Genomic DNA, 14,435 nt, shown 5'->3' with positions numbered 1-14,435 from the left:
ACCGGTAGTAGGAAAACCCAAAGGGTACGGATGTATTACATGCGTTTGTACCCTTTGGGTTTCGATGGCATTTAGTTATCACTATATCATTCAAAGTTCCCCCGTTTATCCCCAAAATACCCCGTTCCTGTACTTTATTTTTTTGTTGCAGATAGATTTTGTTGCTTTGGTATATAAAAAATAAGCAAAGTACAAATTGAAAAAGCCATTACCTCTATCTCTTTATTGGAAATGCCAACTCATCGGTTGGTCGGTGGCTTCGCTTTACTGGACTTTTATTGGTTTTACTGGTGGGCCTTTTAATCCGGTGCTGGGGCTGTTGCAGTTTGTAACAGATGTAGGTCTTTATATCCTGATCACCCACCTGTACCGCAATTTTGCATTACGTCATCAATGGCAAATGCTGGGCATTAACCGGTTGCTGCAAAGAATGGTGCCCGCCGCTTTGGTATTGGGTGTGGCTTATACCATATTTACTATCTTAAAGGTGTATTTTTTGAAATTTTGGTTTGTTTCGGCCTTTCAGCAACCTTTTTCAGAATTTGTTCAATTAAACATAGAGCATATTTTTATAGCTGGTGTGCGGTTAATGTCCATCTGGTTGCTGGCTTATCATTTGTACCAATATGCACGAAGAGAGATTAACATAACCAAAGAGAATGCCCGCCTGGCCATCATTACCCGCGAGGCGCAACTGAATAATCTGTCGGCACAACTTAATCCGCATTTTTTGTTCAATTCGCTTAATAATATCAAAGCCCTCGTTATTGAAAACCCAGACTCGGCACGCAGAGGTATCGATCTGCTTTCAGATATCCTGCGCACCAGTTTATATAGCGGTGATATCATGCTGACATCTGTCACTAAAGAAGTTGAACTGGTAAAAGATTACCTGGAACTGGAAAAATTACGCTTTGAAGAACGCCTGCAGTTTATCATAAAGGTTGATGATGAATTGTTAAAAATGTCTATCCTGAGACTCAGCGTTCAAACTCTCGTTGAGAATGCCATCAAACATGGTATCGCGAAGCAAAAGGATGGAGGACTTGTTAGTATTCAAATCGAACAATTTCCGGAGCATACCCATATCTGCGTTCAAAATCCGGGATATTTGGATATGGATCAGTCAGGAGGAGGCGTAGGGCTCAAAAACTTACAGGAACGCCTGGAGTTACAGTATAAGGGTAAGGCAACCTTTACTATCACCGGACGGATGCCGGGTATTGTTTTAGCAACCGTAATGATCCCAAACTCATGAAAAAGCTGCGTGTATTGATAATTGATGATGAACGCATGGCCAGGCAGGAGGTTAAACGCTTGTTGATGCCGTATCCTGATATGGAGATTATAGGAGAGGCTAAAAACGCCGACGAGGCTATTGTTCAAATAACGGAAAAACATCCCGATTTGATTTTTTTGGATGTGCAGATGCCCGAACGTTCGGGGTTCGACCTGCTGGAATCCTTGAGCGAGGTGCCCGAAGTGATATTTACCACTGCTTTTGATGAGTACGCCGTAAAGGCTTTTGAGGTAAACGCGCTGGACTATCTGATGAAGCCCATCCGTGAAGAACGCTTTTCCCTGGCTATGGAAAAGGTACGGCAAAAACTGGCACAGCAAATCTCTGACCCGCAAATATTTGTGAAGGACAGGCAGCAATATCATTTTATTAAATGGAGCAAGGTGCATCTGATAGAATCTATGGATAACTACGCGCGGTTATACTTTGAGGATAAAAATGTATTTCTGAAAAGCTCATTAAATCAATTGGAGGAAAAGCTGGATGTTTCTGTTTTTTTCAGGATCAATCGCTCGCAGATCATCAACCTGAAATTTATCCAAAGTGTCCAAATCGTGCCAAATGGTCGCCTGCAGATCAGTCTGAAAACGGGAGAGGTGCTCGAGGCTTCCGACCGGCAATCCGTAAAGCTGAAAAGTATGGGTCGTATATAAATCTTATCCCAGTCCTTCTCCAAAGGAGAAGGAGTAAATAATCATAAAACATTAAAAATCATGAACAGAAAACACTGTATGGCATTGCTATGCCTTTTGATAAGTTTTTGTTGTCACGCGCAACGTATTCATTTTCAAAAACTAAGCGAAACAGATAGCATAAGTATTGCCCGGCAAATGCCGGTACTGGCTAATGAAGTGCTGGCGAAGTATCAGCAAGCCGGCGATCAAAAAGACTATTTGAATGATGTGTTCCAACTGCAGATATTAGCTGGCAGGTATACAGATGCCCTGGTAAGCATTACCAACTTGCGTGGAATATCAAAAACCAACGATCAGCTATTATATAAACAACATGAGCTGTTGGTGCAGGCTAGGCTCAAACAGTCATCATCCAATCTTTCGTTTAGTGAAGCTTATAAACCATTGTTCCGCAATATGTTTTCTGAGTTGAATAATAAGGATGCCGTGCGTTTTTCGCTCGCGTTTATTACCCGGAGTGGAATAAGTCAAGTGAAAAAGGATTTTGCAGAAGCACTGACGAAGGCCGAAAACAACGATAGCCTGGATATCAAAGATGCTTTGGAGCTTTGCAAAAGATACTACCGGCTTAACTTTTATCAGCAGGTTGAGGCGATATCAAAAATTTTATTAAGCGAGGAATTTAACAAGCGATATATTATCCGTAATCAACTCATTAAAACAAAGGATGGCGCCTCCATTGCTGCTATCGTGGTTCGTTTAAAAGGCGTTACAACACCACAGCCGGTGGTTTTGCAATACACCATTTATGCCGATAGTGCAGACTGGTCATCTATATTGGAGCCGGCTATTCATGGTTATACAGGAGTGATGGCTTATACCCGGGGCAAAGGTTTAAGTCCTGATCAGATTGTTCCTTATGAGCACGATGGCAAGGATGCTAATGAGGTTATTGACTGGATCAGTAAACAAAACTGGTGTAACGGCAAAATTGGTATGTATGGGGGCAGTTATAATGGCTTTACCCAATGGGCCGCAGCCAAATACCATCACCCAGCGCTTAAAACCATTGTGCCTTATGTGGCAGCTATACCAGGTTTGGGCTTGCCGATGGAAAACAATGTATTTATCAATGCTAATTATGGCTGGTTTCTTTATGTTACCAATAATAAATACCTGGACAACGAGGTGTATTATAATCCCCAGCGTTGGCGAAGTACAAACGATAGGTGGTATACCACTGGTGTTGCCTATAATAAACTCGACAGCATCGACGGAACGTCTAATCCCTGGCTGCAACGCTCCTTGAAGCATCCTGGCTTCGACAAATACTGGCAGGGGCAGATACCATATCAAGAGGATTACGCTAATATCAAGATTCCTGTACTTACAGTTACCGGGTATTATGATGATGGGCAGATATCGGCTCTGCATTACCTGCAGGAGCATCTAAAGTATAATCCAAAAGCTGAGCATTACCTTATCATAGGTCCTTATGATCATTTTGGATCACAACGGGGCGGATATCCTGTTTTGCGCGACTATGCTGTTGATTCTGTAGCGCTTATCAATACGCGGGATATTACTTTTCAATGGCTGGATCATGTTTTAAAAGATGACAAAAAGCCGGCTATTTTGCAGGATAAGGTGAACTTTGAGGTAATGGGTGCCAACAAATGGGAGCATGCAGCTTCTATACCTAAAATGGCGAATACCACGCTTAATTTGTACCTCACGGATAAAAAAGAAGGCGATCATTATGTTCTTTCTGATAAAAAGCCCAATACACTTGTGGCACTGAACCAGGAAGTAAATCTGGCCGATCATCAGACTTCTAATAATAATAACTATTATCCTTATCCTATCATCAAAAAGGAGCTCGATCATACTACCGGTTTGTTTTTCATGAGTAAGCCTTTTAATAAGCCGGTGGAGGTAAACGGTATGTTTAGTGGCAGTTTAAAAGCCATGATCAACAAAAAAGATATGGATATTGGGGTTTCGCTATATGAGGTGATGCCTAATGGCGATCTTTTTGACCTGTCGTACTTTTTAGGGCGTGCCAGTTATGCCGCAGATATGAGTGTGCGGAAACTGCTGCACCCGGGTAAAATAGAAACTATCCCGTTTTACCGTAGCCGTATGGTGAGCCGTCAGTTAAGCAAAGGTAGTCGTTTGCTGGTAGTGCTGGATATCAATAAAAATTCATTCGCTGAGGTGAACTACGGGACAGGGAAGGATGTTAGTACTGAAACTGTAAGCGACGGGAACGTTCCGCTGCGTATCAAATGGTACAATAATAGTTTTATCAGCGTGCCGGTTAAGCAGTAAGCAAAGTGTGAATCCTCTTTATGTGAAAAATAAGAAATGTCATCTCGAACGAGGTACGAGGAGAGATCTTTTGCGCTGAACTTATCCTGGGCGAAAAATCTCTCATTATCGTTTGAGGTGACAAAGATGGATAGGAAAAATATATGAAAATGCCTCAAAATAACCGTTTTTAGCTTATTTCCGTCAATATTACAGCTATAAATATTTCCAAAGCAATTCCTTGCGAAATTGCACGGTAACCCTCTGATTAGTAGGGTTAACTGGCTTAGTGTATTGAATACAACTTATTGATTATCAGTTGTTATATATTTTGAATTGCGTTTTTGTAGTCTTAGTTTTGCCCCAAACCAATAACAAAATTAATGTGATATGGGACAAATCACTAATAAAAGTACAAGCTTACAAACGGAATTTCCGGAGCTGAATAAAGCCCAGGAGATTCATTATCAATTACCTCCGGAGATTTTAATAAAAGCCGCTTTGGAACGCAAGGAGGGCTATTTAACTGATCATGATGTATTAACTATCGACACTGGTGAGTTTACCGGCCGCTCACCAAAAGACCGGTTTATTGTGCTGGACAATGTGACAAAAGACACCGTTTGGTGGAGTGATATTAATATTCCTGTAGATGCGGAAGTGTTTGATAGTCTGTACACTAAGGTGATGGCTTACCTATATGGCAAGTCTATTTTTACACGCGATGCCATGGTATGTGCCGAAAAAAGCAGTCGCCTTACCTTGCGTGTGATTACCGAAACAGCCAGTCAGAACCTGTTTGCTTATAACCTGTTTCTGCGACCCGAAGGAGTTATCGATCCGGAGTGGACTATTGTATCGGCTCCTGGGTTTAAAGCTGACCCTGCTGTGGATGGTACCCGTCAGCATAATTTTTCGATCATCAACTTTACCCGTAAGATTATCCTGATAGGAGGGACAGGTTACACCGGGGAGATCAAAAAAGCGGTATTTACCGTACTGAATTTTCTTTTACCACGCCAGGGGATCCTGCCTATGCATTGTGCGGCCAATAAAGGTGCAGATGGCGATACGGCCATCTTTTTTGGCTTATCGGGCACCGGTAAAACCACGCTTTCTGCCGATCCGGACCGACAACTGATTGGTGATGATGAGCATGGCTGGGGTGAAAATTCTGTGTTTAATTTTGAAGGGGGATGTTATGCCAAGATAGCCGGACTTACAGCCGAAAAGGAACCGCAGATATACCAGGCTATGCAGCCCGGGGCACTTTTGGAAAACATTTGTTTTAAGCCCTGGTCAAAAACGGTTGACTTTGATAATCTGTCTAAGACCGAAAATATCCGCCTTTCGTACCCCATGAGTTTCATCAGCAACGCGATAGAACCGGCAATTGGTGATATTCCGAAGAATATATTTTTCCTCACGGCCGATGCTTTTGGGGTGCTGCCACCTATATCCAGGCTAAATAAAGCGCAGGCTATGTATTATTTTCTTTCGGGCTATACCGCAAAAATAGCCGGGACTGAATATGGTATTAACGAACCAGAAGCTACCTTTTCTGCCTGTTTCGGCAGGGCCTTTTTGCCATTGCATCCTACTAAATACGCCGAAATGCTGGGCGAAAAGCTGGACAAGTATCCGCTAAATGTATGGCTGGTGAATACCGGCTGGACAGGAGGCTCATACGGTACAGGCGAACGTATTAAGCTAAGTTATACCCGTGCCATGATCAAGGCCGCACTTAGAGGAAAGTTGAATGATGTATCTTATCAAAAACTACCCATTTTTGATCTGATGATACCTGAAAGCTGCCCTGGCGTTCCTTCAGAGTTACTGAACCCGGCAAATACCTGGACCGACTCTTATAATTACGAAGAAACGGCTAATCACCTGGCCGGTCTTTTCCGCAAAAACTGCAGTCAATACAAAGGATTTTCTGACGGAATGCTTTGCTCCGTTGGGCCAACCGTTGTAACGGCTGGATAATCGATAATAATTGTGTTTCGTTTTTCAAATGAGAAAACCCCGGCAAATTGCCGGGGTTTTTGGTTTGGCTTTTCTCTTTAACTCAATTTGTCATCCTGAGCGGAGTGAAGGATCTATTGCCGAATTGACTATCGTAGAGTAGATTCTTCGCTCCGCTCAGAATGACAATTCCGCTTTTTACCCCGCTAATCCCATACTTATTTCCTCTTCTACAGCTTCGGCCATAAATTCTTCGGCTTTGAGAACCATTTGTTCGGAGCCGATAAAAATAGGAGTACGCTGGTGAAGGGAATTTACATCCAGTTCCATAATTCGATTTTTACCGTCAGTGGCCCGGCCACCAGCCTGCTCAATAACAAACGACATAGGGTTACATTCATAAACCAGTCGTAATTTACCGCCTGGAGTGGCTGCCGTAACCGGGTAAATGAATATGCCACCTTTAATCATGCTGCGATGCAGATCGGCTATCATGGAGCCAACATAGCGCGAGCTGTAAGGGCGATGGGTGGTTTCATCTTCAACCTGGCAATATTTGATGTACGATTTTACTCCTTGCGGGAAATGTACATAGTAACCTTCGTTGATAGAATAGATAATGCCTGTTTTGGGTATTTTCATATCCGGATGCGACAGGCAGAATTCGCCTATGGACGGATCCAGCGTAAAGCCATTAACGCCTTTGCCAGTGGTATAAACCAGCATGGTTGATGTACCGTAGATCACATAACCTGCGGCAACCTGGTTTACGCCTTTTTGTAATACATCGGCCAGTGTAGCCCGGCCCGAAGTGCTTTGGCGGCGATATATAGAAAAAATAGTACCTACCGATACATTCACATCGATATTGGAGGAACCATCCAGTGGGTCAATAGCTACAATATATTTAGCATCCAGGGATACATCGGTATCCAGCATCACAATCTCCTCGTTTTCTTCTGATGCTACAATGCAGCATTCCCCGCCGCTTTTAAGGGCTGTTATAAATTGCTCATTGGCATAAATATCCAGTTTTTGCTGACTTTCGCCCTGAACATTGGTACTACCGGCTTCTCCCTGCATGTCCATCAATCCCGCTTTGTTTACCTCGCGGTTAACAATTTTTGCCGCAATACCTATATCACGTAACAAGCGTGAAAGCTCACCTTTAGCGTACGGAAAATCCGCTTGTTTTTCAATGATAAATTGCCCTAATGTTTTTGCTTGTGCCATAGGCTTAGTGTATTTTTTACGTATTAATTTGTTATTGGTTTGCTCACAAGGTAATCATAAAAAAGGCTAAAATGAAACAATTTGGCAATATTTATCGTCGATAACGTTTGCGTTTCATGAGTTAATAGTGTAAAAATGGCTACTAAAAGGTGTTAGCAAAGTGTATTAATCACCGGCATAAGTCCAGGCACTTTCGTAGGCGTTCAGGCGCTCGGTATAGTCAACAAGGTCGGCATAAAAAGGTAATCGGGTAAGGGTAGAGCTGTCGCCGATAACCACCAGTTTTTTCCGGGCGCGGGTCAGCGCTACGTTCATCCGCCGGATGTCTGAGAGGAAACCAATCTCACCATCCGGATTGCTGCGCGTCATGCTGATATAAACCACATCGCGTTCCTGGCCCTGGAAACTGTCAACAGTATTGATCGAAATATGATTGCTGTAACGAAGTAATTCGGGGTGGGCGGCCAGCAACTCATTCAATACCCTGATCTGCTCTTTATAAGGCGCGATAATAGCAATGCTGGGGAAATTGGCAGTATCAGTTAAATTGCCGACTAGTTTATTCAGATGCTTTAACAAAAATACGGCTTCTTCGGGATTGGCCACACTGGTACCTTGCTGTTGCTCTTCGAAACCACAGCCAGCGGTGTCTATAAATGAAACAGGCATATCATCCGGGAATAGTAAACGCTGCGCTACAGAAGCATGGGCTTTCAACTTGCCCTGATAAAACTCTGCCGACGAAAAGCCCATAATGGCTTCGTGCATACGGTATTGTTCTTCCAGTAAAACCACGGCTTCGGGGTGCAGGGTGGTGCATTTTTCGAGAAGGGTAGTGCTCAGTCCATTTTTTGCCGCCTCCGCCGATTTAATAGTAGGGGGCAGTTGGCAATGATCACCAGCCAATATTACTTTCTGCGCTTTCAGTATAGGTATCCAGCAGGCAGGCTCCAACGCCTGACCGGCCTCATCAATTACCACGGTATCAAATTTAACATCGCGTATGGTGTAATGATTGGCGCCTACCAGTGTAGCAGTGATTACCTGCGCCTTACTCACCAGATCATCAACAATATGCTGTTCGGTGGCGGCCACATCCTTCATGATCTTGTGCGCTTCGTTAAACAGGGCCTTACGCTGATCGCGTTCTGCTTTGCCAAAGCTGCGTTTGTATTTATGGGCCATGTCTTTATAAGCACTGGCCTGTTTTTTTAGTTTTTTGATCTCCTTGTTGTCACCATGCTCGGCAACCTTGCTGTCGAGGGTTAAGGAAAATAGTTTTTCAGACACTCTGGCCGGGTTACCGATGCGCAATACATTCAGCCCTTCGTCTGTAAGTTTTTCGCTGAGCAGATCAACCGCTGTATTGCTGGGAGCCACAACCAGAACCTGTTTTTTATTTTGCTGAATGAGCGCTTTAATGGCTTGAACCAAAGTGGTTGTTTTACCCGTGCCCGGTGGCCCATGAACAATAGCCAGATCTTGCGCCGAAACGATCTTCTGAACCGCTTCCGTTTGTGACGCGTTTAAGCGTGGAACGGAAAGGGGTGCAATAGTATTAAATGCAGGTGCTTTATCACCGGTAAGGATCTGGATCAAACGTCCTTCCTGTGGCTTTGCTGCTAATGCCGAAGCCTGTTTAAGGGCGTTCTGCATTTCGTCGTAACTGTTGTTATCAAAAAGCAGATCGATGCCCAGTTTGCCGTCGCGTGTCCAGTCGGGTAGTTCATCGGTATATAGGGTGATCTTTAGGCGATCGCCGCCCTGGTAAGTGATGGTACCTTCTACACGGTCGGTCTTTGGATCGTGGTTAGAGAACAGGGCAGCCGGTACACCAAAACGCAGTTGATGCGACAGGTCCTTATGAGTAGTGCGTTCCACCTCCACGCTGATATAATCACCCCGACCGGGCTCGGTTCCGCGGATAGCGATAGGGTACCAGCTAAGTCCCTGTGCACGGCGGTCGGCAGCTGATGAGTTTTCGGTTAGTTTAAGATAAGCGTTACGGTCCTCCTCTTTTTCTTTATTCAGCAGATCAAGGAGCTTTTTGAAATAATCCATTACCTGCAAAGGTAGGGATTTTTGGGAGCAAGGATTTTTGGAGCAAAGAGCAAGGATTTTTTTGGAGTAAGGATGAAGAGAACAAAGAGCAAGGATGAAAAGCGACAGTATGGTCCGCGCAATTTCTTTCGTCGTTCTCTTTCTGTCCTTACTCCTTGGTCCGAAAATCTTTGCTCAAAAAATCTGTAAGGATTTTTCTTGTGGCACGACTAAGCCGCAAAAGCACAGGAAAAATAGTTTTAACCCGGAATATATTCATGTCAAACAATAATGATATCGCCACCAATGTGTTAACAGAGCCAGGTAAATGGGTGGCTCAATATGCCGATTATTTATACACGTACGCCTATACGCGCATTAACGATGAAGATCTGGCAAAGGACCTTGTTCAGGAAACTTTTCTGGCAGCCCTGGAAAAGCTCGATCAGTTTAAAGGCAACAGCTCTGAGCGTACCTGGTTAACGGCCATCCTTAAAAATAAGGTGATTGATGTGTATCGTAAAAAATCATCTGCATTTGCCCAAAAAACAGATGTGGCCGAAGCCGAACGGGAGCAACAGGATTTCTTTGATCACAACGATGGGCATTGGAATGTAGAACACCGCCCAAAAGCATTTGGAATTGAAGAACAGGATCCCTTAATCAATAAGGAGTTTAATTACATCCTGCAAAAATGTTTACAAAAACTGCCGGCGCTTTGGCTTTCGGTATTTACCATGAAACATATGGATGATCAATCTACCGATGTTATTTGTGAGGAACTGAGGGTTTCGCCCTCAAATTTCTGGGTTATTATACACCGCACCAAGCTTAATCTGAGGGCTTGTCTGCAAAAAAACTGGATTTAAAATAGGGGAGGAATATGGATGAACTAACAAAAATAGCGTACAACTGCCGCAAAGCCACTCATTTAATTGAGAAGAAGCTGATAGACCATTTAACGCTTCGCGAAAAACTGGAATTGAAGATACACCTGGCCGGCTGCTCGGTTTGCCGGGTGTTTGAACAGCAAAGCACGCTTATTAATAAAATGGTACGTGACCTCTTCCATCCGGAAAAAATCACTGAGCTGAAGCTGGATGAAGAGTATAAAAAACAGATGCAGGAACGTATTGAAGAAAAACTGAATAAGCATTGAGATAAAATTTACTAAACCGATATAGCTTACCGTGAGCTATGAAAATGAGCTGATAAAAATTAAACCGGGTAACAATTTACTTACAATATTTAATGAATAAATATAAGTGTAGTAAATACACAAATAAATATTAATATTGTAGTAACCAATTGCTTAACCGGTAGTATTTCATCTTTATATAGCGCATTTTGTTAGTATGCTCTCATGCAGAGGTAATTGTGCTTTATGACGAGGGATTTTACCGGTTGATGGAATAAAAAATATCAACTAAATCTCACATCATGTCTCTCAAAATCAAACTCATCTGTGTTTTATGGCTTGGGCTTAGCTTTTTGCTGTATTCGTTTAAAAAGCCGGCTCCGGGGCCGCGTGTATTGGTGTTTTCAAAAACACTGGGCTGGCATCACTCCTGTATCCCGTTTGGTATAGCAGCTATTCAAAAGCTGGGCAAGGAGAACGGTTTTGAGGTGGATACTACCACCAATTCCGCGCTTTTTACCGACGATAATCTTAAAAAATATCAGGCGGTGATATTTAACTGTACTACCGGCAATGTGCTCAACGCCGAAGAGCAGGCCGCCTTTGAGCGATATATACAGGCTGGTGGTGGTTTTGCCGGCGTACATTCGGCGGCAGATACCGAGTACGACTGGCCCTGGTATGGTAAACTGGTAGGGGCATACTTTTCCAGTCATCCCAATAATTCCAATATCCGCAAGGCTACTATTGATGTTACCGACCGTACCAACCCCATCACGGCCAATTTACCGGCCCGCTGGGAGCGTACCGACGAATGGTATAATTATAAATCCATCTACAGCGGCATCCATGTGTTGGCCAGTTTGGACGAAAATACCTATGATGGTGGTACCAACGGCGCCGACCATCCCATTACCTGGTACCACGAGTATGATGGCGGTCGCTCCTTTTATACCGGTTGCGGTCATACCGACGAAAGTTACAGCGATCCGCTGTTCCTGGGGCAATTGTTAGGCGGCATCAAATACGCTATGGGGAATGGCAAGCCTTTAGATTATACTAAGGCTTACTCCAAAGTAGCGCCCGATCAGGGCCGCTTTGTAAAAACCGTACTGGTAAATAACATTGCTTCGCCTATGGAACTGGCCGTGGCTAAAGATGGCCGGGTGTTTTTTACGCAGTTGTACGGTAATTTTTCGGTGTATAATACGCATACCAAACAGTACAAGGTAATTCATAAATTCCCCATTACTGACGATGGCGGAACGGGTGTTATCGGTCTCAATATCGATCCCCAGTTTGAAACCAATGGCTATGTTTACATCTATTATATGCCTGCCGGGCAAACTATCGAACCATTAAATTTTCAACTGTCAAGGTTTACTTTAAGTAAGCAGAATGTGCTCGACCTCAAATCAGAAAAGATTTTATTTAAAGTGCCGGTTCAAAAGGTGAGCGGTGCGCATCATGGCGGTTCGCTGGCCTGGGATAAGAATGGTAACCTGTATCTTTCTGTCGGCGATAGCTCCAGTCCCTTTCCCTCCGATGGTTATGCGCCGCTGGATGAACGCCCCGGTCAGGAACACTATAGTCTGGATGCGCAGCGTAGCGCCGGTAATACCAACGATCTGAAAGGAAAGATCCTGCGTATCCACCCAGAGCCTGACGGTACTTATACCATCCCGGATGGCAACCTGTTTCCGAAAGGTACACCCAAAACCCGTCCCGAAATTTATGTAATGGGCTGTCGTAACCCGTACCGTATAGCCGTAAATCCCAAAACATCGGTGCTGTATTGGGGTGAGATAGGTCCCGATGCCGGGCACGATTCGCCACGAGGCCCGCGCGGCTATGATGAGTTTAATCAGGCCCGTAAAGCCGGTAATTTTGGCTGGCCATATTTTGTAGGCAAAAACTTCGCTTACTCACACTGGGATTTTGCTACTGCAACGCCCGGACCCATGTTTGATCCTAAAGCACCGGTAAATAACTCGCCAAATAATACCGGTTTAAATGTTTTGCCTCCGGCGATGCCCGCCATGATCTGGTATCCTTACGCTGCTTCGGATGAATTCCCCGAACTGGGTTTGGGTGGCCGCTGCGCCATCGGTGGCGATTTTTATGAGTATGATGCCAATAATCCTAACCCCAATAAATTTCCGGCGTATTATGACGGTACTTTGTTTGTGGCCGACTGGATGCGCAACTGGGTGATCGACCTGAGGTTTGATCAGAACGAAAATTATGTACGCAACGATGCCTTTATGCCCTCAACCGGCGATTTCAGGCGACCTATTGATATGCAGTTTGGGCCCGATGGCGTATTTTATATGCTGGAATACGGTTCGGTTTACGGCGCGCAGAACGAAGATGCCCGCCTGGTGAAAATTGAATACAATACCGGTAACCGTGCGCCGATAGCCAAAGCGGCTATTACCGATGCCGCCATGATTAACCTGTATCAGCACACCAAATACCTCACTGCCGAGTTGAAAACTATCCCGGTAAAAAAAGAAATAGCCGGTCAGGCACCGCTTACCTTAACCGTTAACGGGCAAGGCAGCCGCGATCTGGACGATGATGACCAGATTAGCTATCAATGGCTTTTTGATGGTAAAACGGTAGGGGCCACCACTGTTTCGGCAACACATACTTACACAAAACCAGGTATTTATAAAGCTATACTTAAAGTAACAGATAAGGCCGGTGCGGTAGGTCGTGATACCATACTGGTAAAGGTGGGTAATACCGTACCATCGGTAAGTATAGCCAGTGCCGATAATAAATCCTTCATCTGGAAAAGTAAGCCGTTTAAGTATAATGTGGTGGTGAAGGATAAGGAAGATAAGGTGATCGATCCAAAACGGGTAAAGTTGTTTTACGTTTATAACCCGCAGCCATCTACCGATGGTAAAGTTGTTAAAAGCCTCGCAGCTTTATCGGCTGCTGAAGTCAGTTACCCGGGCAAAGCTCTGATGGCCGCCAGCGATTGTAAATCGTGCCATACTATAAACAAAACCGCCGTAGGGCCAAGCTTTACAGCTATAGCCAATCGGTATAAAACACAAAAGGGAGCGACTGATAAATTGGCTAAAAAGATCATCAATGGTGGTGCCGGCAGTTGGGGAACGGAGCATTTGATGAGTGCTCATCCCCAATTATCAACTCCGGATACCAAAGAGATTGTACGGTATATTTTTTCGCTTACGGATAAAAAGAACAAAGTTATGCCACTGCCACTCCATGGCAGCCTGAATTTGAAATTCAATGATGCCGAACCACGTGGTGAATACACGCTGCTGGCGTCATACACCGATAAAGGCGGTAAAGTGGTTGGCCCGCTTACAGGTACCGATGTGGTTACCCTGCGTAATGCCGATGTAAAAGCAGTTTATGCTGATGAGCTGAAAGGGTTTAACCGCTTTAAAAATGATCTGTCGGCCGGTAACCATAAATCATATGTGATGTTCAGGGATATCGACCTCTCGAATATTAAAAAGTTTGTTTACCGATACGCGTCCAAAGACGCGGCAGGTGAAATTGAGGTACGTATTGATTCGCAGGCAGGTCCGGTGATCAGCTCCGCAGCTTATACTGAAACAGGCGACTGGAAAAAACAGGCCTCTGTAACCGGCGAAGTGCAGAAACCAATTAGCGGCAAGCATGACATCTACTTTTTTGCTATCAAAAGAACCAAACCAAGCGAGGGTATTTTGAGTATTAAAGATATACAGTTTGAATGATCTCACCCTCAACGGAGAAGAAGGTAAGGAGTAATAACAAATAAAAACCATGTCATTGCGAGCGGAGC

The 14,435-nt window shown here is 44.2% G+C and carries 9 protein-coding genes; 7 read left to right on the top strand and 2 right to left on the bottom strand.

The window, feature by feature from the left end; all coding sequences use genetic code 11:
- Positions 1-196: 196 nt before the first annotated feature.
- From G7092_RS07330 to pckA, 4 genes are all read left to right on the top strand, one after another.
- The gene (locus G7092_RS07330; protein WP_166087700.1) at positions 197-1,258 is read left to right on the top strand and encodes a sensor histidine kinase; all 1,062 of its coding nucleotides are present in this window, start codon (positions 197-199) and stop codon (positions 1,256-1,258) included.
- Positions 1,255-1,953 (top strand): LytR/AlgR family response regulator transcription factor, encoded by a 699-nt coding sequence (locus tag G7092_RS07325; protein WP_166087698.1) that lies wholly within the window; start codon positions 1,255-1,257, stop codon positions 1,951-1,953. Before G7092_RS07330 ends, G7092_RS07325 begins: the two co-directional genes overlap by 4 nt.
- 60 nt (positions 1,954-2,013) lie before the next feature.
- Positions 2,014-4,266: a CocE/NonD family hydrolase gene (locus G7092_RS07320; protein ID WP_202985235.1), complete on the top strand. Its 2,253-nt coding sequence runs from the start codon at positions 2,014-2,016 to the stop codon at positions 4,264-4,266.
- Between the two features lie 369 nt (positions 4,267-4,635).
- On the top strand, positions 4,636-6,234 hold the full coding sequence (pckA, locus tag G7092_RS07315; protein ID WP_166087695.1) for a phosphoenolpyruvate carboxykinase (ATP): 1,599 nt from the start codon (positions 4,636-4,638) through the stop codon (positions 6,232-6,234).
- A 177-nt stretch (positions 6,235-6,411) separates the two neighbouring features.
- On the opposite strand, the gene fbp is transcribed toward pckA, so the two are convergent.
- On the bottom strand, positions 6,412-7,446 hold the full coding sequence (fbp, locus tag G7092_RS07310) for a class 1 fructose-bisphosphatase (RefSeq protein WP_166087693.1): 1,035 nt from the start codon (positions 7,444-7,446) through the stop codon (positions 6,412-6,414).
- Positions 7,447-7,611: 165 nt separating this feature from the next.
- The gene (locus tag G7092_RS07305) at positions 7,612-9,507 is read right to left on the bottom strand and encodes an AAA domain-containing protein (RefSeq protein ID WP_166087691.1); all 1,896 of its coding nucleotides are present in this window, start codon (positions 9,505-9,507) and stop codon (positions 7,612-7,614) included.
- Positions 9,508-9,764: 257 nt separating this feature from the next.
- Here G7092_RS07305 and G7092_RS07300 point away from each other — a divergent pair, with 257 nt between their 5' ends.
- The 3 genes from G7092_RS07300 (at position 9,765) to G7092_RS07290 (ending at position 14,367) form a co-directional block, all read left to right on the top strand.
- The gene (locus tag G7092_RS07300; protein ID WP_166087689.1) at positions 9,765-10,355 is read left to right on the top strand and encodes a sigma-70 family RNA polymerase sigma factor; all 591 of its coding nucleotides are present in this window, start codon (positions 9,765-9,767) and stop codon (positions 10,353-10,355) included.
- A gap of 14 nt (positions 10,356-10,369) precedes the next feature.
- Positions 10,370-10,645, top strand: a complete 276-nt coding sequence (locus G7092_RS07295) for a hypothetical protein (protein ID WP_166087688.1) — start codon at positions 10,370-10,372, stop codon at positions 10,643-10,645.
- Between the two features lie 281 nt (positions 10,646-10,926).
- A complete protein-coding gene (locus G7092_RS07290) occupies positions 10,927-14,367 on the top strand; it encodes a ThuA domain-containing protein (RefSeq protein WP_166087686.1) in 3,441 nt (1,146 codons plus the stop codon).
- Positions 14,368-14,435 lie beyond the last annotated feature (68 nt).

The organism is Mucilaginibacter inviolabilis (assembly GCF_011089895.1).
In the GTDB taxonomy this organism is placed as follows: Bacteria; Bacteroidota; Bacteroidia; order Sphingobacteriales; family Sphingobacteriaceae; genus Mucilaginibacter; species Mucilaginibacter inviolabilis.
Note: the sequence above shows the minus strand (reverse complement) of the source record. Positions and strands in the feature narration are given on the sequence as shown.

What these genes read in the sequence shown, in the direction of transcription:
- G7092_RS07325 (WP_166087698.1), top strand. Translation starts at nt 1,255, where the DNA reads ATGAAAAAGCTGCGTGTATTGATAATTGATGATGAACGCATGGCCAGG.
- G7092_RS07320 (WP_202985235.1), top strand. Translation starts at nt 2,014, where the DNA reads ATGAACAGAAAACACTGTATGGCATTGCTATGCCTTTTGATAAGTTTT.
- pckA (WP_166087695.1), top strand. Translation starts at nt 4,636, where the DNA reads ATGGGACAAATCACTAATAAAAGTACAAGCTTACAAACGGAATTTCCG.
- fbp (WP_166087693.1), bottom strand. Translation starts at nt 7,446, where the DNA reads ATGGCACAAGCAAAAACATTAGGGCAATTTATCATTGAAAAACAAGCG.
- G7092_RS07305 (WP_166087691.1), bottom strand. Translation starts at nt 9,507, where the DNA reads ATGGATTATTTCAAAAAGCTCCTTGATCTGCTGAATAAAGAAAAAGAG.
- G7092_RS07300 (WP_166087689.1), top strand. Translation starts at nt 9,765, where the DNA reads ATGTCAAACAATAATGATATCGCCACCAATGTGTTAACAGAGCCAGGT.
- G7092_RS07295 (WP_166087688.1), top strand. Translation starts at nt 10,370, where the DNA reads ATGGATGAACTAACAAAAATAGCGTACAACTGCCGCAAAGCCACTCAT.
- G7092_RS07290 (WP_166087686.1), top strand. Translation starts at nt 10,927, where the DNA reads ATGTCTCTCAAAATCAAACTCATCTGTGTTTTATGGCTTGGGCTTAGC.